This window comes from Mycobacteriales bacterium (genome assembly GCA_036497565.1).
Classification (GTDB): Bacteria; Actinomycetota; Actinomycetes; order Mycobacteriales; family QHCD01; genus DASXJE01.
Genome location: DASXJE010000021.1, coordinates 1 through 20,135, shown reverse-complemented (window position 1 = coordinate 20,135; position 20,135 = coordinate 1). Strand labels below are relative to the sequence as shown.

At 68.3% G+C, this 20,135-nt stretch carries 24 protein-coding genes and 2 tRNA genes; 14 read left to right on the top strand and 12 right to left on the bottom strand.

The features are described 5' to 3' along the window. A partial coding sequence (locus tag VGH85_02325; GenBank protein HEY2172624.1) for a hypothetical protein occupies nucleotides 1-202 on the top strand: 202 nt, incomplete at its 5' end. Between the two features lie 102 nt (nucleotides 203-304). Here the strand turns inward: VGH85_02325 and VGH85_02320 are convergent. The 6 genes from VGH85_02320 to VGH85_02295 all read right to left on the bottom strand — a co-directional run bounded on the left by VGH85_02320 (nucleotide 305) and on the right by VGH85_02295 (nucleotide 4,347). Continuing rightward, nucleotides 305-1,360 carry an MBL fold metallo-hydrolase gene (locus VGH85_02320; protein HEY2172623.1) on the bottom strand — a complete coding sequence of 352 codons (1,056 nt, stop codon included), beginning with the start codon at nucleotides 1,358-1,360 and terminating at the stop codon, nucleotides 305-307. Between the two features lie 6 nt (nucleotides 1,361-1,366). Then, complete coding sequence (locus tag VGH85_02315; protein HEY2172622.1) at nucleotides 1,367-1,948, bottom strand: carbonic anhydrase; 582 nt, start codon at nucleotides 1,946-1,948, stop codon at nucleotides 1,367-1,369. A 92-nt stretch (nucleotides 1,949-2,040) separates the two neighbouring features. Then, nucleotides 2,041-2,898, bottom strand: a complete 858-nt coding sequence (locus VGH85_02310) for a MerR family transcriptional regulator (protein HEY2172621.1) — start codon at nucleotides 2,896-2,898, stop codon at nucleotides 2,041-2,043. A gap of 19 nt (nucleotides 2,899-2,917) precedes the next feature. Then, nucleotides 2,918-3,421, bottom strand: coding sequence for a GyrI-like domain-containing protein (locus VGH85_02305; GenBank protein ID HEY2172620.1), 504 nt, complete (start codon nucleotides 3,419-3,421; stop codon nucleotides 2,918-2,920). Between the two features lie 83 nt (nucleotides 3,422-3,504). After that, a complete protein-coding gene (locus tag VGH85_02300) occupies nucleotides 3,505-4,023 on the bottom strand; it encodes a DinB family protein (GenBank protein ID HEY2172619.1) in 519 nt (172 codons plus the stop codon). Nucleotides 4,024-4,038: 15 nt separating this feature from the next. Beyond that, entirely contained in the window at nucleotides 4,039-4,347 is a 309-nt protein-coding gene (locus tag VGH85_02295) for a YciI family protein (protein ID HEY2172618.1), read from the bottom strand. 127 nt (nucleotides 4,348-4,474) lie between these two features. Here VGH85_02295 and VGH85_02290 point away from each other — a divergent pair, with 127 nt between their 5' ends. Continuing rightward, nucleotides 4,475-6,082 carry an alpha/beta fold hydrolase gene (locus VGH85_02290; protein ID HEY2172617.1) on the top strand — a complete coding sequence of 536 codons (1,608 nt, stop codon included), beginning with the start codon at nucleotides 4,475-4,477 and terminating at the stop codon, nucleotides 6,080-6,082. Nucleotides 6,083-6,096: 14 nt separating this feature from the next. Here VGH85_02290 and VGH85_02285 read toward each other — a convergent pair whose 3' ends face one another. Further along, the gene (locus VGH85_02285; protein HEY2172616.1) at nucleotides 6,097-6,303 is read right to left on the bottom strand and encodes a hypothetical protein; all 207 of its coding nucleotides are present in this window, start codon (nucleotides 6,301-6,303) and stop codon (nucleotides 6,097-6,099) included. Between the two features lie 162 nt (nucleotides 6,304-6,465). Here VGH85_02285 and VGH85_02280 point away from each other — a divergent pair, with 162 nt between their 5' ends. The 3 genes from VGH85_02280 (at nucleotide 6,466) to VGH85_02270 (ending at nucleotide 10,369) form a co-directional block, all read left to right on the top strand. Then, nucleotides 6,466-7,350 (top strand): haloacid dehalogenase-like hydrolase, encoded by an 885-nt coding sequence (locus VGH85_02280; protein ID HEY2172615.1) that lies wholly within the window; start codon nucleotides 6,466-6,468, stop codon nucleotides 7,348-7,350. A 90-nt stretch (nucleotides 7,351-7,440) separates the two neighbouring features. Then, entirely contained in the window at nucleotides 7,441-9,810 is a 2,370-nt protein-coding gene (locus tag VGH85_02275; protein HEY2172614.1) for an arylsulfatase, read from the top strand. 34 nt (nucleotides 9,811-9,844) lie between these two features. Continuing rightward, a complete protein-coding gene (locus VGH85_02270) occupies nucleotides 9,845-10,369 on the top strand; it encodes an AAA family ATPase (GenBank protein HEY2172613.1) in 525 nt (174 codons plus the stop codon). Nucleotides 10,370-10,383: 14 nt separating this feature from the next. Here VGH85_02270 and VGH85_02265 read toward each other — a convergent pair whose 3' ends face one another. Beyond that, nucleotides 10,384-11,031, bottom strand: coding sequence for a MarC family protein (locus VGH85_02265; GenBank protein HEY2172612.1), 648 nt, complete (start codon nucleotides 11,029-11,031; stop codon nucleotides 10,384-10,386). Between the two features lie 143 nt (nucleotides 11,032-11,174). Between VGH85_02265 and VGH85_02260 the strand changes: the two genes are divergently transcribed. Then, nucleotides 11,175-12,110, top strand: a complete 936-nt coding sequence (locus VGH85_02260; GenBank protein HEY2172611.1) for an aminoglycoside phosphotransferase family protein — start codon at nucleotides 11,175-11,177, stop codon at nucleotides 12,108-12,110. Between the two features lie 32 nt (nucleotides 12,111-12,142). Here the strand turns inward: VGH85_02260 and VGH85_02255 are convergent, their stop codons facing one another. Beyond that, on the bottom strand, nucleotides 12,143-12,517 hold the full coding sequence (locus VGH85_02255) for an ATP-binding protein (protein ID HEY2172610.1): 375 nt from the start codon (nucleotides 12,515-12,517) through the stop codon (nucleotides 12,143-12,145). On the opposite strand from VGH85_02255, the gene VGH85_02250 reads away from it, so the two are divergent. From VGH85_02250 to VGH85_02240, 3 genes are all read left to right on the top strand, one after another. Continuing rightward, nucleotides 12,501-12,629, top strand: coding sequence for a hypothetical protein (locus VGH85_02250; protein ID HEY2172609.1), 129 nt, complete (start codon nucleotides 12,501-12,503; stop codon nucleotides 12,627-12,629). The genes VGH85_02255 and VGH85_02250 overlap by 17 nt on opposite strands. 223 nt (nucleotides 12,630-12,852) lie before the next feature. Continuing rightward, nucleotides 12,853-13,683 (top strand): alpha/beta hydrolase, encoded by an 831-nt coding sequence (locus VGH85_02245; GenBank protein HEY2172608.1) that lies wholly within the window; start codon nucleotides 12,853-12,855, stop codon nucleotides 13,681-13,683. Next, entirely contained in the window at nucleotides 13,680-14,540 is an 861-nt protein-coding gene (locus tag VGH85_02240) for an alpha/beta hydrolase (protein ID HEY2172607.1), read from the top strand. The genes VGH85_02245 and VGH85_02240 overlap by 4 nt, the downstream gene beginning before the upstream one ends. Nucleotides 14,541-14,558: 18 nt before the next feature. Here the strand turns inward: VGH85_02240 and VGH85_02235 are convergent, their stop codons facing one another. From VGH85_02235 to VGH85_02225, 3 genes are all read right to left on the bottom strand, one after another. Next, nucleotides 14,559-14,951, bottom strand: coding sequence for a nuclear transport factor 2 family protein (locus VGH85_02235; GenBank protein HEY2172606.1), 393 nt, complete (start codon nucleotides 14,949-14,951; stop codon nucleotides 14,559-14,561). Nucleotides 14,952-14,968: 17 nt separating this feature from the next. Then, the gene (locus tag VGH85_02230) at nucleotides 14,969-15,682 is read right to left on the bottom strand and encodes an SDR family NAD(P)-dependent oxidoreductase (protein ID HEY2172605.1); all 714 of its coding nucleotides are present in this window, start codon (nucleotides 15,680-15,682) and stop codon (nucleotides 14,969-14,971) included. A 38-nt stretch (nucleotides 15,683-15,720) separates the two neighbouring features. Continuing rightward, nucleotides 15,721-15,794 (bottom strand) — tRNA-Gly (locus tag VGH85_02225). A gap of 75 nt (nucleotides 15,795-15,869) precedes the next feature. Here VGH85_02225 and VGH85_02220 point away from each other — a divergent pair. The 5 genes from VGH85_02220 to clpX all read left to right on the top strand — a co-directional run. After that, a tRNA-Pro gene (locus tag VGH85_02220) sits at nucleotides 15,870-15,943 on the top strand. 138 nt (nucleotides 15,944-16,081) lie between these two features. Next, nucleotides 16,082-17,554: a trigger factor gene (gene tig / locus VGH85_02215; GenBank protein HEY2172604.1), complete on the top strand. Its 1,473-nt coding sequence runs from the start codon at nucleotides 16,082-16,084 to the stop codon at nucleotides 17,552-17,554. Nucleotides 17,555-17,755: 201 nt separating this feature from the next. Further along, on the top strand, nucleotides 17,756-18,331 hold the full coding sequence (locus VGH85_02210) for an ATP-dependent Clp protease proteolytic subunit (GenBank protein HEY2172603.1): 576 nt from the start codon (nucleotides 17,756-17,758) through the stop codon (nucleotides 18,329-18,331). 49 nt (nucleotides 18,332-18,380) lie between these two features. Next, nucleotides 18,381-19,019 carry an ATP-dependent Clp protease proteolytic subunit gene (locus VGH85_02205; GenBank protein ID HEY2172602.1) on the top strand — a complete coding sequence of 213 codons (639 nt, stop codon included), beginning with the start codon at nucleotides 18,381-18,383 and terminating at the stop codon, nucleotides 19,017-19,019. Between the two features lie 117 nt (nucleotides 19,020-19,136). After that, nucleotides 19,137-20,135 (top strand): ATP-dependent Clp protease ATP-binding subunit ClpX (gene clpX / locus VGH85_02200; protein HEY2172601.1); only part of this gene is annotated, 999 nt, incomplete at its 3' end.

Genomic DNA, 20,135 nt, shown 5'->3' with positions numbered 1-20,135 from the left:
CTTGACCTCGCTCGTCACCATCGGCGGCATCGCGGTGGCCTTCGCGGCGACCACCATCGACGAGCTCGCCGGCCCGCAGGCCGTGCACACCGCCGGGCCGATCAACGCCGTGCTGCGGGTCGGCGCCTACGTCGCGCTGGGTGTCGCGGTGCTCACGCCGATCGTCGGCCACCTGGGCCCGGGCGACCTCAAGCACCGCTGACCCCGCGCGACCCCCCGACTTCCATGATCGTGATCGGATTCGTACGGCGTTTCGCGGCTTTTTCCGATCACGATCATGAGCGGGAGCGGCGCTGGACGGGGGTCAGGCGGCGGTGAGCGAGAAGGACGAGCCACTGCTGCCGGCGACCCAGCTGTCGGGCAGGGCCGCGGCGAGGGCGTGCTGGGCACGCCACCCGGTGCAGTGACCGGGGACGAGGAGGCTCGGGGCCATCTCGGTGAGCGCGCCGACGGTGGGACCGATGATGGGTTCGAACGCGGGGCCGCCCAGGTGCAGACCACCGACCAGCGCGTGCAGGGTCGGTACGCCGGTGAGTCGTTGCGCGTCCCGCACGATGTTGATCGCGCCGGCGTGCCCGCACCCGGTGAGCACCACCAGACCGCGTCCGCGCACGTGCACGACGAGGGCCTGATCGTCGAGGATCAGCGGGTCGGGCTGCCAGGCCGAGCCGGTCCAGGCTTGATGGGCGGGCGGCATGCCGCGTTCGAACTCGGTGGTGCGATCGACCTCGCCGGTGATCAGCACGCTTCCGTCCACGAGAAGTGAGGGGTCGCGGCGTTCGACCACCACAATGCCTTCGCCCTCCAGTGCCCGCCGGCTCAACGTCGGTAGCTCCTCGGGTTCGCGGCCGGGGACCGCGAGGCGCCGACGGGTCCAGATCAGCGGGTGGACCACCATCGGGAGCAATCGGGAGCCGGCTCGGCCGGCCAGCCCGGCCAGGCCGCCGGCGTGGTCGAAATGGCCGTGGCTGAGCACCACCGCCTGGATCTGCGAGAGGTCGACGCCGAGCCGGTCGGCGTTGACGACCATCGCGTCGGGCGAGAGACCCGTGTCGAAGAGCAGCGTCGTCGTCGCGGATCCGCGGCGGACGGTGACGAGCGCGGAGAACCCGTGCTCGGCCATCAACCCGACCGCCGTCGACCCGGACTCGAACTGCGGAGCACGAGCGGCACCGACGCCGAACGACGCCCGTGTGGTGCGCTCATCGCCGGTCAGCAGGGCGTCGAAGACGTTGTCGACCAGGGTCGTGATCACCACCTCGTCGACCGGCTCGAGCGCGATCGGGTCGACCGCTTCACCCGTGGCGGGCCGTGGAACCGCTTGGGCAACCTGACCTGGACCTGCTGTCGTGTCGCACATGGGCCTTCACTCCGAGGTGACGTTGGTCGGCATGGGTCGAGCCGGGACGATGGTGGTGATGAGGCCGGTAGTGACGTCGTAGACGTGGCCGGAGACGGTGATCGTGCGCGGCAGCACGGTGCTGGAGAGCACCAGGTCGACGTCCGTCTGCACAGTCTGCTCGGGGTCGACGACGGCTTTCGCGGCGAGAGCGGCGTCGTCGCCGGCGGTGAGGTCGGCGAAGCCGCGGCGGAAGTCGGGATTGGCCAGGAACGCCGTGCCGCACTGGTTGTGGTGGACGATGACGACTTCGAACCGGGGGCCGGCGGGGGAGACCGTCTGGGACAGGTAGCCGATGTAGGCGAGGTCGGTGAGCACGTCCGGTGTGATGCGGCCGCCGACGTTGCGGACGACGATCGCGTCGCCGACGCCGAGTTCGAGGAACGCCGACGGATCGGTGCGCGGGTCGAGGCACGTGATCACGTAGACCGGGACCCGCGGGACGATCAGGGCGCCGTCGCGGGCGGGTGTCGTCGCGAAGTGCTTGTTGCGCTCGAGCAACGGATCGATGTGGGGCATGGTCCGAGTCTTCTCCTCGACGCTTCCCATCTCATGATCGTGATCGGATCCGTACGGCGTTTCGCGGCTTTATCCGATCACGATCATGGGTTTGAAGAGGGGAAACGAGCGGAGGGGAGCGGTCAGCGGATCGGGAAGGCGACATCGCACACCTCGTCGGCCGGCGCCGCGGCAAGGAAGTCGGCGAAGTAGACCTCGCGCGGCGCTGCGGTGATGGACCTGTCCTGCTCGTGGGTCCACTGATGGACCGCGTCGAAGGCGGTCAGGATCTGCGGGAACACCACCTCTTCCTTGCGCAGCCGCACGTAGGCCTCGCGGTGCGTAGGTTCGCGGCGGGTCGCGATGTCGGGCGAGACCTGGCTGCTGCCGTCGATGGGTACGCAGACCTCGACCGGCCCGTCGCTCTCCTCATTGACCTCGCCGTGGTAGACGACGAACAGCGGCGCCGTCCGGCCGCCGTAGGCCTGCGCAGACGTGTTCAGGCGCCGCGCGGTGGAGCTGATGAAGTCGGACAGTCCGGTGACCACGAGGTGCTGCTGTGCGGTGAGCACGAGCTGCTCAGGCACCTCGCGCTCCGCGATGGCGAACCCGGCGGCGGATCCTCTCGCGCCGAGCACCTCGGCGCGCACCTGCGCGACCAGCGCACGCTGGCCGGCCACCCGGCTCTCGACCGCATCCCAGTAGGCGGTGATCAGGTCGGCGGCGGTGTCGGCCGGCGCCGACACCACCTCGCCGACCTGGGCCAGTGGCATGTCGAGCCGGCGCAGCATGGCGACCAGCCGGGCAGTCCCCAGCTGGCTCTCCCGATAGCGGCGGTAGCCGTTCGCCGGATCGATGAAGGCCGGGGTCAGCAGGCCCAGCCGGTCGTAGATGCGCAGCGCCTTCATCGACAACCGCGACCGGCGGGCGAACGTACCGATGCTCAGCAGCCGGTCGGGCTCCGCGGCGGCCCGACCGGCGTTCTCCTCCGTCACACCCACCGACACATCTTCTCCCGATCTAGCGGATCGGGAAGGACACGTCGAACACGTCGTCCTCGGGGGCGGCCCCGAAGAAGTCGGTGAAGTAGGTCTCGCGCGGTGCGGCGGAGACCTCGTGGCCGTTGGCGCCGATCCACTGCTCGACGGCGGCGTACGCCGCGCCGATCTTCGACATGGGCTCGCACTGGGCCCGGGTGAGCCGCACGTAGGCCTCCCGGTGGGCCGGGATCGTGCGGGTCCCCTCGCCCTGCTCCCGGGCGATCGGCGCGCACGTTTCGACCGGGACCGGGCCCTCGGTGGGGTTGCCTTCGTAGAGCACGATGAACACCTGCGCCGATTTGTGGTCGTCGCGGGCGAGGTAGGGCAGGGATGACGTCTCCAGCCCACCCCCGTGACCCTGCGCCGACGTCGCGACCCGGCCCATCGCTCCCGGGAGCCACTCCACGAGCTCGGCCTGCGTCACCGTCCGTTCCTCGCTGACGACCGGCTGCTCGGGTACCTCGCGCACCTTGACGTCGTACATCCCGCCACCCCTCTCGGTTCCGCCGGATGCGGCTCACCCGGCACCCCTACCGTGCGGCCTGCCCCAGGGACAAGGTCAACAGGTCAATCGAAACCCGTCGTTCCGTCGAGCTGTTCGCGCAGGATGTCGAGATGGCCGGCGTGGCGGGCGGTCTCTTCGATCAGGTGGACGTAGATCCAGCGCAGGGAGACCTCGCCCATCCGCTTGTGCGGGACGTGGTCATCGAGTTGGTGTGCCGCCGCGATCGTGCGCGACCGCTCGCAGGCGGACTGATAGTCGCTGACGAGTACGTCGAGGGTCTCGCCCGGTTCCGGCGTGAACTCCCAGTCCCGATCATGGGGTCGGAGGTTGTCCTCGGTTCGGTCGTCGAACAGCAGGTGGAACCACCCGACCTCGACCCAGCGCAGGTGCTTGAGGATGCCGCCGAGCGTCGACAGCGACGGCACGAGGCGCCGCCGGGCGTCTTCCTCGGAGACGCCCTGCACCTTGACGACGATCACGCCGCGGTAGAGCTCGAGAAAGGCCTCGAGGACCTCGCGCTCGCTGCCGGTGGATGCGCGTTCGTCGCGGAAGAGCGGTGGATTGGGACCCGTCCCGGTCATGTGGTGCGGTCCTGCTCAGCTCGTCCGCTTGCGGTGCCGGCCGTCGAGCCAGACCGTCCAGGGCCGGATCTCACCGATCTGCAGCAGTCCCATCGTCGCCCACGGATCGGGCTCGAGCCGCGCCCTGACTTCGTGTTCGTCCGCCGCTTCGACGGCGTGCAGGACCTGCTCACCGTCTCCGACGGGACCACCGAGGATGATGAAGCCGTCGTCGACGAGTCCGTCCATGAACGTCGCGTGCTCGTCCCACGAATCCTGTTCGCGGCGCGGTCGCGAGTGGTCCCAGTTGGGCCCGTAGACCTGCGTCAACGTGAAGAACGCCACGGACGCGAAGCCTACCGGGGTAGATCGGTATTTGGGCCGTCGAAATCCGGACGCCGGCAGATATACGGTCGATTTCCGGGTGTTAATCTGCCGATTCGGTGGTGCCCCGAAATGAGGAGCTTCGAATATGGCCGATGCGCCCGAGGAGTGGGTGGGGCACTTCCGGATCGACGATCGGGTCGAATTCCTCAAACTGAACGGGCCGATCACGGTTCCCGGCAACGTCACCCTGGACTTGCCCAACAGGCAGGTCTTCGGCCTCCCGGTGACGACCGGAACCAACCCGGGCGGAGTGATGTCGTGCAGCGCCTCCTACTCGGGCGAGCAGTGGACATTCTCCGGGACCTTGGACGAACACCGGTTCGTCGGGCGCGCGACGGCCGGCGGAGCGTCAGGACAGGTCGAACTCCGGCGGGTGGCGGCCTGGGACATCCCGGTCTACCGCGCATTGAGCGCGCAGTACGGTCTCGCCGACGGTCGGCGTATCTCCATTCATGTCAACGCCGACGACTGGGTCGGCACACCCGTGCTGTTCTATTCCGAACACGATCGCTTCGTGCGCATCTACCCGGACACCAGCGGCACGATGCTCTCCGAGTCGCTGGAGCTGTTCTCGCTGGCCCCGGACAACGCGGGCATCCACGCCGTCCGGTCCCTGGTGGCCGGCGCGGCGGAAGAGCAGACGGTGGAGCGGCTCGAGAGCTGGACCGAGGAGGCCCTGAGCATCGACGGTCCGGACGGGACGCTGGCCGGCACCCTGATGATGCCGCCAGGGCCCGGGCCACACCCGGCCATCGTGATGATCCACGGCGCGGCCGGGGGGCGGCGCGACTATTACCGGGCCTACGCCGAGCATTTCGTCCACGCCGGCATGGCGGCGCTGGTCTACGACCGCCGGGGTCACGGTGAGTCGACCGGCGACCCGGCGCTGTCCTTCCCCGACAAGTCCGACGACGCGGAGGCGTGGGTGGACCACCTGCAGTCCCGTCCGGACATCCGGCCGGACCGGGTCGGCGTCTGGGGCTTCAGCAACGGAAGCTGGGTCGCGCCGTTGGTCGCCGCGCGGCGGCGCGACGTCGCCTTCGTGGCGGTGATCGGCGCCTCGGGGACGACGGCCATCCAGACCGAGATCCACCGTCGTACCTTCGATCTGCGGGAGCAGGGTGTCCCGGAAGCGCAGATCGAGCAGGTCACCGAACTCTGGGCGCTGGTCTACGACCTCCTGCTCTCCCGAGTCCCCGACGCAACCGCCGCGGCACGCTTCGACGCGCTGGCGGCGCGGGTGCGAAGCAGTCCGGAGCTGGCCGGGATCACCGTCCAGCTGTATGCGATCCAGGCGCCGTTCCTCGGTCCCGTGCCGCCGTACCGCACCTATCAGGACCTCGTCGACGAACTCCCGAACCACACGACCGATCCGGAAGAGTGGACCCTCGACCCGGTCGATTCCTACCGCGACATCGCCGTCCCGGTTTTGTACCTGGTCGGGGATCACGACTCGAATCTCCCCGCGCTGCTCAGCGCCAAGCGGGTCGGCAAGGCGCTTTACGACGCGGGCAACCACGCCGCCACCGTGCTGCTCTTCCCGAACACCGGTCACGGGATGAACGTCGTCGACCTGGGTTCGGAAGTCGGGATGACCAGCGAGGAGGCCGGCTACCGGCACCATCACTTCCAGTTCGCCGGCGGCTTCGTCGACATCGTGCAGGCCTGGGCGGCCGCTCGGGTTGCGAGCTGACCGGATCGGCCGGCTCAGCCGACGGCAGCGGCAGTGTTCAACCGACGGTGGGCCGCCCGCTCGACGAAGATCGGGATGAAGTCCCGGATCGGTCGGCCGGCGAATTCCGCATGGGCGGAGTCGACGATCGCGCGGACCGTCTCACGGGGAGTGTTGGGAAACTGCTCAGCCAAACGGTCCGCGAGGCGGTCGATCATGCGGGCTTCGTCGGCTGAGGCCATCACTCCTTCATGCTGACACCGGTGGCTGATCGCCGGTGCCTGAATCGAGATCCTGCACCCGTCCGACGCGCAGGTTCACCCCTCCTGGGCGATGTCGTCTCCGCGACGCAGTGCTTGCCTGGCCACAACGACCGGAGCCGGTGACGGCGGGAGGCGGCAGCAATGAGCAGCGACACACTACCGAGCTGGCGGGACACACCGACCAAGAAGTCGATCGTCGATTTCGTCGCCGCGGTGACGGATCGCGGCTCGGCTGATTTCGTTCCGGAAGGCGACCGGGTGGCGGTATTCGACAACGACGGCACGCTCTGGGCGGAGCGGCCGATGTACGCCCAGTTGGCCTTTGCCTTTGATCGGGCGGCGGAGCTGGGACATCCGACCAGCCCGGAAGAGCTGAAGTCGGGCGGCCGCAAGGCGCTGCTCCAACTCCTTGCCCTGACCCACGGAAACATCACGACGGACGAATTCGAGGAAGCGTGCCGGCGGTGGATGGCGACATCACGGCATCCGCGCAGCGGGGGCACCTACCTGACCTCGGTCTATCAACCGATGCTCGAACTGCTCGGACTGCTCGACCGCCTCGGGTTCTCGTCCTGGATTTTCTCCGGCGGTGGGGCCGACTTCATGCGGGTCTGGTCGCGGCAGGCCTACGACCTCGCACCGCACCGGGTGATCGGCAGCATCGGGAGCACCGAGGTCCGGATGGGTGAGAAGGGTCCGGAACTGGTCAAGGGGACAGACCTGCAGATCCTCGACGACGGGCCGCAGAAGCCGATCTCGATCCACACCCATGTCGGGCAGCGCCCGATCTTCGCCGCGGGAAACACCGACGGCGACCTTCCGATGCTGCAGTGGACCGCGGCGAGCCCCTACCGGACGCTGGAGCTCGCCGTACACCACACCGACGCCGATCGAGAATTCGCCTACGACGACGATCCACTCCTGGGCAGCGGGACGGCGAAGCTCCTTCCCGCCGCCGGCGAAGGAGGGTGGACGGTGGTCGACATGGCGGCCGACTGGGCGGTGGTCTTCCCCGAGAAGTCCTGACCGCGCTCGGTGACCTCACCCCTTGAGGGTGATGCCTCGTCATGGCCCTGCCATCGAGAATTCGCGGCACGTGATCGGAAGGGGTCAGCGGTGAGCGACACATTCAAGGGGACCATCAACAACGACATCAGGGACTCGGTCCCCGACTGGTCGCCGTTCGAACCGCCCAAGGCGCCCGACGGCGCATCGAACGTGGTCTACATCGTGCTCGACGACGTCGGCTTCTCCGCCATGTCCTGCTACGGCGGGCCGATCGAGACGCCCAACATCGAACGCATCGCCAATGCCGGACTCCGCTACACGCAATGGCATACGACCGCACTGTGCTCGCCGACCCGGTCCTGTCTGCTGACCGGCCGCAACCACACCCGCAACTCGATGGCCTGCATCACCGAGGCCGCCGTCGGGTTCCCCAACGCCAGCGGCACCATCCCGCCGGAGAACGGCATGGTCTCCGAGATCCTCGGCCAGGTGGGCTGGAACACCTACATGACGGGCAAGTGGCATCTGTGCCCCACGGTGGAGATGAACCTCGCCTCGACCCGGCGCAACTGGCCGACGGGTCGGGGTTTCGAGCGGTTCTACGGGTTCCTCGGCGCGGAGACCAACCAGTGGTTCCCGGACCTCGTTTACGACAACCATCCGGTCGACCAGCCCAAGTCACCCGAGGAGGGCTATCACCTCACCGAGGACCTGACCGACAAGGCGCTGGAGTTCATCAAAGACGCCAAGGTGATCGCGCCGGACAAGCCATTCTTCCTGTACTACACACCGGGTGCCGCACACGCACCGCACCACACACCGAAGGACTGGATCGCGAAGTTCAAGGGCCGCTTCGACATGGGCTACGAGGCGCTCCGTGAGCAGACCCTCGCGCGGCAGAAGAAGATGGGCATCGTCCCGGAAAACACCGAACTGCCGCCGATCAACCCGATCGGCACGCCCGAGACCCGCACCGGCCCGGACGGCGCGCCATTCCCGCCGCTGGACTTCACCAAGCCCTGGGACTCGCTGACCACAGAAGAGAAGCAGCTCTTTTCCCGGATGGCCGAGGTCTACGCCGGCTTCCTGGCGCACGCCGACCACCACATCGGCCGGCTGTTGGACTACCTGGAGGAATCCGGGCAGCGGGACAACACGATGATCATCGTCGTATCGGACAACGGAGCCAGCGGCGAAGGCGGCCCTGACGGTTCGGTCAACGAGATGAAGTTCGCCAACGGCATCCCCGACGACATGAAGTCCAACCTCGCGATGCTCGACGAGCTCGGTGGCACCAAGACCTACAACCACTACCCGAACGGCTGGGCGATGGCCTTCAACACGCCGTTCAAGATGTGGAAGCGGTACGAGTTCAACGGCGGCACCGCCGACCCGTGCATCATCTCCTGGCCGTCGAGCACGCCCGGCGCGACCAAGACCAAGGGCGAGCTGCGCCACCAGTACCACCACGCGATCGACCTGGTGCCGACCATCCTCGACACGCTCGGCGTCGAGCCACCCACGACGATCAACGGCCACGTACAGAGCCCGTTCGACGGCGTGAGCATGACCTACAGCGCTGAGCTGGCCTCCGGGCCGTCGGCACGCAAGACCCAGTTCTATTCGATGCTCGGCTCGCGCGGAATCTGGCACGACGGCTGGAAGGCCGTGAGCACGCACCCGACGCTCAGCGGCTGGAGCCATTTCAACGACGACGCCTGGGAGCTCTACCACACCGACGTCGACCGCTCGGAGGTTCACGACCTCGCCGCCGAGCATCCGGACAAGCTCCGCGAACTGATCAACCTCTGGTTCGCCCAGGCCGGAGAAAACAGCGCCTTCCCGCTCGACGATCGGTCCGCGCTGGAGATCATCGTCACCCCGCGGCCGCAGCTGTCTGCTCCGCGCAACCGATACACCTACTTCGCCGGCACCGCGGAGGTGCCCGAGGCGCAAGCGGTGAACGTCCGTAACCGCTCCTACAGCATCGGGGCGCTGGTCGACCTCCCGGCACCGGGCGCCCAGGGGGTGCTCTTTGCGCACGGTTCGCGGTTCGGCGGGCACGCGTTGTACGTGAAGGACAACCGGCTGCATTACGTGTACAACTTCGTCGGTCTGCTCGAGCAGAAGATCGACGCAACAGCGGACCTCCCGACCGGAGAGGACCTGATCCTGTCCGCCTCGTTCGACAAGGACGGCGAGGACCCACCGGGTGTCGCGACCGGGATCCTGTCCCTCTACCACGGGGAGACGAAGGTCGGCGAAGGCCGGATCAAGACCCAGCCGGGCCTTTTCAGCCTCGCCGGTGAGGGTCTGTGCATCGGCCGGGACAGCGGCGAACCGACGACCAGCGACTACCCGGGCGAGCACCCGTACGCCTTCACCGGCGGGACGATCAAACGGGTCGCCGTCGACGTCAGCGGCGACCCCTACGTCGACCTCGAACGCGAGGCCGCGGCGATGCTCGCGCGGGAGTAGGGCACCGACGGATCGACCGGGGTACGTTCCCCGGGTGATCATCTGGCTGAACGGGACGTTCGGCGTCGGCAAGACGACGACGGCCGCGGCACTGAACGAGCAACTGCCCGGCTGGCGACTCTTCGATCCGGAGACCGTCGGTTTCATGTTGCGCGGAGCGCTCGCCGACCACCCCGTCAGCGACTTCCAGCACTGGCCGCCGTGGCGGAGGCTCGTCGTCGACACGGCGCTCGCTCTCGCCGACTACACCGGCGACGATCTCATCGTCAGCCAGACGATCCTGATCGAGGACTACGCCGACGAGATCTTCGGCGGGCTCCGGGCGGCCGGTCAGGACATTCTGCACGTGCTGCTCGACGCCACCGACCCGGCGCTGCGCCGCCGGATCGAATCCTCGGCGGAGGCTCGCGGGTGGCGGCTCGATCATCTCGAGCGCTACGCATCGTCGCGGGCGAGCCTGCGCGCCCGCGCTGATCTGATCGTCGACACCGACAGCCGTACGCCTGACGCGGTGGCGGCGGAGATCGGCCCGGTCGTGCAGGGTGTCCGGAGCGCCTGAGTAATGCGCGTCGGTCAGTGGCCGGTCAGATGGATCACGCCGACGTCGGACAGTCCCTGGAGTGCCAGCTGGACCGCGAGTGCGGCGAGGAGGAAGCCGAACACCTTCTCCGTCAAGAGCATCCGGCTTTCGTCGAGGCGATCCCCGATCTGCACCGCCCACCGGAACACGGCGACGTCGAGCGCGAGCACGACGATGAGTATGCCGACGACGACGGCCAACACGGCGATCGAGCTGGACTCCGCCGACGCGGTGACCAGTGCGACGATTCCGGCCGGGTTGAGCAGATAGGGAACCGCCAGCGGATAGACCGCCAGTTGCATCGGGTCCTGCTTCTCGGTCGGATGGCCGCCGTTGTCCGGGCCCTGCTTCCCGAGCACCATGGTCACGGAGATGATGAGCAGGATGATCCCGCTGGCGACGCCGAGCGCGCCCGGCGAGAAGTGCAACAGGTTGGTCAGCAGCCCGCCGAGCACGAGGAGAACCACTGCCGTCGCGCCGGCGGTGGTCAGCATCTTGCGGGTCACCCGGCGCTTGGTCTCCTCGGACATGCCGGAGGTCGCTTCGAGGAAGGGCACCAGGGCGATCTTGGGTCCGACCCCGATCAGGAGGAGCAAGAAGGTGTCGATGACGAAGGTGGCATCCAGGGTCTCGAACTTCATCAACTGGCCTCCCCGCCGGCGTCGTAAGGATCATGCCTGACCTACGGCGCCGTCCGGCCGGAAATGGGTGGACGGGTCCGTTCCCCTCCCGGTGGGATGGATACCGACCGATCCCCCTGACAGCTCGGTGAAGGAGTCGCCCGGTGTCCGCTGGTGAGCTGCGACCGGACGAGGTGCCCGTCGATGGCGCGCTCGTACGTCGGTTGGTCGGCGCCCAGTTCCCGTATTGGGCCGACCTCCCGATCACGCCGGTCGCTCGCTCCGGAGTGGACAACGCGACCTACCGGCTGGGCGAGGACATGTCGGTGCGGCTTCCCCGGCTCCCACGGTGGGTCGGGCAGGTCGAACGGGAGCAACGGTGGCTGCCGTTACTGGCTCCGCAGCTCCCGTTGCCCGTGCCCGTACCGCTGGCTGCGGGAGTCCCCGCCGAGGGCTACCCATTTCCGTGGTCGGTCTACCGGTGGCTCGACGGTGAGACCGCTACCGTCGCCGGGCTGTCCGATCCGCGCCGAACAGCGACCGACCTGGGGGAGTTCATCGCCGCCCTGCAGCGGATCGAGCCCACCGGCGGCCCGGCACCGGAGTGGAGCAACGGCTTCCGCGGCGCGGCGCTGCACGACCGGCGCGACTCCCCGGTCGTCGAGAATCGCATGCGAACCAGGATCGCGGCCCTGTCCGGACTGGTCGACACCGATGCGCTCACCGCTGTGTGGGAGTCGGCTCTGGCTGCGCCGGTCTGGGACGGCCCGCCCGTCTGGATCCACGGTGACCCGGCACCGGGAAACCTGCTGTCCGTCGACGGCCGGCTCAGCGCCGTCATCGACTTCGGAACCGTGGCCGTCGGCGACCCCGCCTGCGACCTGATCGCCGCATGGACGTGGTTCCGCTCTGCTGCCGACCGCGACCTCTTCCGTGCCGCGCTCACGATCGACGACGCGACGTGGGCACGTGGTCGCGCGTGGGGACTCGCCGCGTGCCTGCCGTCTGCCGACGATCTGTCCGACGCCGATCCGGCGCGCGCGGCCGACGCCCGACACGCGCTCGACGAGATCGTCACCGACCACAAGAATTTCCCCTGACGGCGGATCCGGACGACGACACCGCCGACAGCTCAAAGGGGGACCGCGTCGTCGTCGGTGACGTAGAACCAGACCGCCTTGCCGACCGGCCGGTCCTGCACCCCCCAGGCGGCGGCGAGGGCGTCGACGATCTGCAGTCCACGGTGGTCACTCGTGGCGAGCCTGCGCGGGCTGAGCACCGGGCGGGCCGGATTGGTGTCGGTGACGGTGACTTTGACCACCCGCTGATCGCGTTCGATGGTGATGTCGATCGGCGGTTGACCGTGCCGAACGGCGTTGGTCACCAGTTCGGAGGTCAGCAGGACGGCCGTGTCACGGGACGTCACCGTCAGCGCCGCGCATGCGTCGTGGACGGTCGAGCGGGCCACCCGAATCGCCGCAGGTTGGTGCTTGAGTGACACCGTCATCGAACTCGTGCGGGGTGGTGGTGTGCCCATCCAGGTCCGCCTCGCCGAGCCGGCTGCGGCGGCCCACTGGAGCGCAGGCTACGACGCGACATCGAACTTCGTCGGCCCGTAGAGCGAAGACGAGGTGACCGTCAGGTAGCGCGGGGGCGAACGGCATCGAGCCATCCCTTGCCTTTCGATGACGGCGCTGCGATGGTTGGGATGATCCTCGGCGTTCGTGCTGTGTCCTTCCAGTCCGCCGAGAATCCACCGGGGGGTGAGCGAATAGGTCTCTTTTCCACGTCCTCGTCGGACGCCGTCGCGAACCACTCCACCTCACGGGAGGACCACTCAGCATGGGAACAATCACCACCAAGGACGGCACCGACATCTTCTTCAAGGACTGGGGCTCCGGGCAGCCGGTCGTCTTCAGCCATGGCTGGCCGCTCAATGCCGACGCCTGGGACGACCAGGCCTTCCTCGTCGCGTCCAACGGATTCCGCGCGGTCGCGCACGATCGCCGCGGCCACGGCCGCTCCGGCCAGTCATGGGCCGGCAATGAGATGGACACCTACGCCGACGACCTCGCTGAGGTCATCGAGACACTCGACCTGACCGACATCGTCCTCGTCGGCCACTCCACCGGCGGGGGAGAGGTGGCCCGGTACATCGGCCGGCACGGGACCTCGCGGGTCGCCAAGGCGGTGCTCCTCGGGGCGATCCCGCCGCTGATGTTGAAGACCGACGCCAACCCCGACGGCCTGCCGATCGAGGCCTTCGACGGCATCCGGGCCGGCGTCGCCACTGACCGGTCGCAGTTCTACAAGGACCTGAGCGCGCAGTTCTACGGCGCAAACCGGCCAGGCTCCACGGTGTCGCAGGGGCTCCGGGACTCGTTCTGGCGGCTGAGCATGCAGGTCGGACTCAAGGGCGCATACGACTGCATCAAGGCCTTCTCCGAGACCGACCAGACCGGAGATCTCGAGAAGTTCGACATCCCGACCCTGATCATCCACGGCGACGACGACCAGATCGTGCCCATCGTCGCGGCGGCGTACCGCTCGTCGAAGATCGTCAAAGACGCGACCCTCAAGGTCTATGCCGGCGCTCCGCACGGCCTCGCCCAGACCGTCGCGTACAAGGACCAGTTCAACGCGGATCTGCTCGCCTTCATCCGGGCGTCATGACGGCTTCGCAGAGCGACGCCACGACGGTCACCGAGCACGAGGCCGAGCAGGTACAACGCGCGAATTCGTCCGGGCTGCCGCCGGTGGTGTTCGTCCACGGTCTTTGGCTGCTGCCCAGCAGCTGGGATCGTTGGGCGAAGGCGTTCGAGGACGCCGGTTATACGGCGGTGTCACCTGGCTGGCCCGACGACCCCGAGACGGTGCGCGAGGCCAACCAACATCCCGAGGTGCTGGCGGGTAAGTCGGTGGGACAGGTGGCCGACCACTTCGGTGAGGTCATCGGCGGATTGTCGAAGAAGCCGGCCGTCATCGGACACTCCTTCGGCGGCCTGCTGGCGCAGATGCTGGCCGGACGTGGCCTGTCCGCCGCCACGGTGGCGATCTCCCCGGCGCCGTTCCGCGGTGTGCTGCCGCTGCCGTTCTCGGCGTTGCGGTCTGCCTCGCCGGTGCTGGAGAACCCCGCGAACCGGCATCGTGCGGTCCCGCTGACCTTCGACCAGTTCCGTTACGGCTTCGCCAACGCAGTCAGTGAAGAGGAGGCGAAGGAGCTGTACGAGACCTATGCGGTGCCGGCTCCCGGACTTCCCCTCTTCCAGGGCGCGACCGCCAATCTCAATCCCTGGACCGAGGCGAAAGTCGACACCGAGAATCCGGACCGCGGCCCGATGCTGATCATCTCCGGCGAAGAGGATCACACCGTCCCCTGGGCGATCTCCAACGCCTCGTACAAGCGGCAGAGCCGCAACAGCGGCGTCACCGAGATCGTCAAGGTTCCCGGCCGGGGCCACGCCCTGACCGTGGACAGCGGCTGGCGCGAGGTCGCCGACCTGGCGCTCGCCTTCGTCCAGCGGGGATAAGGGGCCCGCGACGGTTCGTCAGTCTCGGGCCGGGATCGGCTCAGCCAGCGCCGCCCGCGAGGAAGGAGCCGGGAAGGGGTCGGCGAAGAACTGGGTCTCGTGGGCTACGAGGCCGTCGCTGAACTCCATGACACTCACCGTGTAGGTGGGCGCGCCGTCATAGGTGATCACGCACTCGCTCACCCAGAGGTCGCCGCCGCCCTGGATACGGAGGACGGTGAAGCGGCGTTCGGCCGGGTGCCCGCCGCGCTGCGCCTGGATCTTCGACCGGCCCCGGAAGCGCTCCCCGGACTGCGGGTAGTCCAGGATCCCGTCCGGTGCGTAGATGGCGTGTTCGGTCTCGATGTCCCCGCGGTCGGAGGCTTCCCAGTGCTGCTCGAGCCGGGCCCGGGTCTGCGCGTCACGGTCCATGGTCCTGGTCACCTCGGCTACTGGCCGGTGAAGCGGAACTCCGCCTGCCACGGGTCGTCTGAGTGGACAACATCCCAGTAGCGCTCAGCAATGGGCTCCGGGTCGAAGGCGGTACCGGCAACGATCTGCCCGTCGATCGTGAGCGTCGCCACTCGTATGCTGTCCGGTGCCAAGTCAGCCCCGAGCATCGTCGCGGCCGACCGGAGAGCGGCTTTCCCGAGCGATACCGTCGCGAGCGCCGGTATCGGATGATCAGCGAAGCCACCACCCGTGACGATCATGGCGCCGAATCCCGCGGCCCGCATCGCCGGGGCGGCCTCCTGCGCGACGACGATGGCACCGATCACGTCGACGGCATAGGCGGTCTGTAGGTGGGCGACGCTGGCACTCAACAGCTGGTCCGGCGTACCCATCACCGCGTTGTAGATGATGAGTCCCGGTGCGCCTTCCCCGCGGTAGAGGTCGGCCATTCGGGCACCCAGGCCCTCGGGATCGCTGGCGTCCGCCTCGATCGTGGCGGTCTCGGCGCCGGTGTCGGACAAGCCGCGCGCGAGGTCACCCAGCCGGTCGGCGTTCCGGGCGACCAACGTGACTCGGTAACCACCGACAGCGAAGCGCCGGGCGACGGCCATCCCCAGACCCGGCCCGGCGCCGACCAGGAGCAGGTGACTGCGGTCGACGGTGCCCACGCCGCCGTCGCCGTGCGGTTCGCTGCCAGGTGTGCCGGTCATGAGGCTCCTCGCTCGATCGAACCGGCGGGATTTCGAGCTGGAGCGGGCGACGGGAATCGAACCCGCATGTCCAGCTTGGAAGGCTGGGGCTCTGCCATTGAGCTACGCCCGCGTACGCCACGGTGCGGCGCGGTCACAGCGTAGCCGCTGGTCCGGCCCGGGTCGCCTAGACTCGGCGTCGCACCGCCGGGGTGTGGCGCAGCTTGGTAGCGCACTCGCTTTGGGAGCGAGGGGCCGTGGGTTCGAATCCCGCCACCCCGACCGATCGACCGGAGGCGGATCGACCGTCGTCCGGCGTCTGGCTCGGCGGCCCGCAGGACTCCCCTAGACTCGGTTGCGGTGACCGCCGGTTCGGCGGTCCGCGTCGTACCGCCCCCCGACGATCGAGGAGATCCTGCCGTGAAGAGCACCGTCGAGAGCCTGAGCCCGACCAGGGTCCGGCTGGCCGTAGAGGTGCCATTCGACGAGCTGAAGCCCAGCCTCGATCGTGCCTACAAGCAGATCGCCGGACAGGTCCGGGTCCCCGGCTTCCGGCCGGGCAAGGCACCCGCCGCGATCATCGACCGCCGGGTCGGCCGCGGCACCGTGCTCAACGAGGCGGTGCAGGACGCGGTCCCGCGCTACTACGCCGACGCGATCCAGGAGACCGGCGCCAAGGTCATCGGCCAGCCAGACATCGAGGTCACCAAGATCGACGACGGCGACGTGCTGGCTTTCACCGCCGAGGTCGACGTCCGGCCGGACCTGACCCTGCCCGACCTCGCCGGGCTGAGCGCCACCGTCGACGAGGTCGACGTCGCCGACTCCGACATCGACGAGCAGATCTCGGCGCTGCGCGACCGCTTCGCGGTGCTGCAGGGCGTCGACCGGCCGGTGCAGTCCGGCGACTACGTCTCGATCGACCTCTCGGCCAGCGTCGACGGCGAGCCGTTGCCGGACGCCGCCTCGACCGGGATGTCCTACGAGGTGGGCAGCGGCGAGCTGATGGAGGGCCTGGACGACGCGTTGTCCGGAATGTCCGCCGGCGAGACCAAGGAGTTCACCACCGAGCTCGTCGGGGGCGACTACGCCGGGCGCACCGCCGACGTCTCGGTGACCCCGCGGTCGGTGAAGGAGAAGGAGCTACCCGAACTCGACGACGACTTCGCCCAGACCGCGAGCGAGTTCGAGACGCTGGCCGAGCTGACCGAGGACATCCGGACCCGGCTGCAGCGGGTCAAGCAGGCCCAACAGGGCAGCGACGCGCGCGACAAGGTGCTCGACGCCCTCCTCGCCGCGACCGACGTACCGCTGCCGGACTCCGTCGTGGAGACCGAGCTCAACTGGCGGCAGGAGAACATCGACCGGCAGCTGGCCGAGGCCGGCATGAGCCGGGAGGACTACCTGAAGGCGCAGGAGCAGAGCGAGGCCGACATCGACGCGGAGATGCGCAGCAGCGCCGAGCAGGCGGTCAAGACCCAGCTCGTGCTCGACGCCCTCGCCGACGCCGAGCAGATCGGGGTCTCCGACCAGGACCTCACCGAGCACATCGTCGCCGAGGCCCAGCGTTACGGCGTCGCGCCGCAGCAGCTGGCCCAACAGGTGCAGCAGTCCGGCAACCTCGCCTCCCTGGTCGCCGACGTACGCCGCAACAAGGCCATGCGACACGCCCTGGCCGCGGCGACCGTGACCGACTCCGCCGGCAACCCGGTCGACCTGACGCCGCTGCTGGGCCCGGACGAGGACGACGAGGCCGCCGACGGCACCGCCGACCCGACCGTGCCGGACGAGCAGACGGGTGAGCAGGCCCAGGCGGACGCCGAGGGTCCGGCCGCCGAGGCCGAACAGCATTCGGACGACGCGAGCGAGTCCGAAGCCGAACAGCGCAGCTGAGGATCGGCCGCCCTCTCCACGCTGCCGGTCCACGCCCTGAGCGAACAAGGACCGAACCCGGATTCTCCGGGGTCGAGCGCGCGTTAGGGTCGCCGTAAGAGAAAGATCCCGATCCGTGGAGGCAGAAGCATCGTGACCGACCTCACGTCCGGCCCGACCTCGCCGTCGCTGCGGGCGCCCTCGTCGCGGGCCTCGGGCGGCATGAACCTCAACGACTCGGTCTTCGACCGCCTGCTTCGCGAGCGGATCATCTTCCTGGGATCCCAGGTGGACGACGCCACCGCCAACCAGCTGTGCGCGCAGATGCTGCTGCTCTCGGCCGAGGACCCGGCGCGCGACATCAACTTCTACATCAACTCACCCGGCGGCTCGGTGACGGCGGGGATGGCGATCTACGACACGATGGAGCTCATCCCGTGCGACGTCGCCACCTGGGCGATGGGCCTCGCTGCCTCGATGGGGCAGTTCCTGCTCAGCGCCGGCACCCGCGGCAAGCGCTATGCCCTGCCGCACTCCCGGATCCTCATGCACCAGGGGTCGGCCGGCATCGGCGGTACGGCGTCGGACATCGCGATCCAGGCCGAGCAGTGGAATCTCACCAAGCGCGAGATGGCCGAGCTGACCGCTCAGCAGACCGGTCAGACCGTCGAGCAGATCGAGAAGGATGCCGACCGCGACCGCTGGTTCACCGCCCAGGAGTCACTGGACTACGGATTCATCGACCACGTCGTGAGCAGGGCGCAGGACGTGCCCGGCGGGGTGGCTCCGTCGGAGTAGCCAGCGGGCCACCCGGGCCGGCGTACCGAACTTTCGGAGGACGACACAAGTGAGCGACCCACTGCACCCCACCAGCCGCTACGTGCTGCCCTCGTTCGTCGAGCGCACGAGCTACGGCATGAAGGAGTCCAACCCCTACAACAAGCTCTTCGAGGAGCGAATCATCTTCCTCGGAGTGCAGATCGACGACGCCTCGGCGAACGACGTCATGGCCCAACTGCTGGTCCTGGAGAGCAACGACCCGGACCGCGACATCCTGATGTACATCAACTCGCCAGGTGGGTCGTTCACGGCACTGACCGCGATCTACGACACGATGATGTTCGTCCGCCCCGACATCCAGACCTACTGCATGGGGCAGGCCGCGTCGGCGGCCGCGGTGCTGCTCGCCGCGGGGACCCCGGGCAAGCGGGCCGCGACGGAAAGCTCGCGGATCCTCATCCATCAGCCCTCCGGCGGCGTCGAGGGGCCGATGCAGATCAGCGACCTCGACATCCAGGCGAAGGAGATCGGCCGGATGCGCACCCTGATGGAGACCATCCTGGCCCGGCACACAGGCCAGACGCTCGATCAGGTCAAGGCCGACGTGGAGCGCGACAAGATCTTCACCGCAAGCGAGGCCAAGGACTACGGCCTCATCGACGAGGTCATCCAGACCCGGAAGCTGTCGGAAGCCAAGTCCGGCTGACGGCGGCCGGAGCGCGGCGCGCCCCCCGAGAAAGGGAGGTGCGTACACGGCCCGACGGGGTACCGTCGGGCCAACGCATCGGCCGCGACCCGCCGGTGGGAGAGGGAGAGGGTGTAGGTGGCACGCATCGGCGACGGTGGAGACCTGCTCAAGTGCTCCTTCTGTGGTAAGTCGCAGAAGCAGGTCAAAAAGCTCATCGCGGGACCAGGGGTCTACATCTGCGATGAGTGCATAGACCTGTGCAACGAGATCATCGAAGAGGAACTCTCCGAGTCCGCTGAGCTCAAGTTCGACGAGCTGCCCCGCCCGGCCGAGATCTACGACTTCCTCAATGAGTACGTGATCGGTCAGGAGCCGGCGAAGAAGACGCTGGCCGTGGCCGTCTACAACCACTACAAGCGGGTCCGCGCGGGCGGCGAGCGTCCTGCGGGCGCCCACCGCGACGACCAGACCGTGGAGCTGGGCAAGTCCAACATCCTGCTGCTCGGCCCGACCGGCTGCGGCAAGACCCTGCTCGCCCAGACCTTGGCCAAGATGCTGAATGTCCCATTCGCGATCGCGGACGCCACCGCGCTGACCGAGGCCGGCTACGTCGGTGAGGACGTCGAGAACATCCTCCTCAAGCTCATCCAGGCCGCCGACTACGACGTCAAGCGCGCCGAGACGGGGATCATCTACATCGACGAGGTCGACAAGATCGCCCGCAAGAGCGAAAACCCGTCGATCACCCGCGACGTGTCCGGCGAAGGTGTGCAGCAGGCGCTGCTGAAGATCCTCGAGGGCACGACCGCGTCGGTCCCGCCGCAGGGCGGCCGCAAGCACCCGCACCAGGAATTCATCCAGATCGACACCACCAACGTGCTCTTCATCGTCGGCGGCGCGTTCTCCGGCCTGGAGCGGATCATCGAGTCGCGGGTAGGCAAGAACGGCATCGGTTTCGGCGCCGAGATCCGCGGCAAGTTCGACGTCACCACCGCTGACGCGTTCTCCGAAATCATGCCGGAGGACCTGCTGAAGTTCGGGATGATCCCGGAGTTCGTCGGCCGGCTGCCGGTCATCACCACGGTCAGCAACCTCGACCGGGCCGCGCTGATCCGCATCCTGACCGAGCCGCGC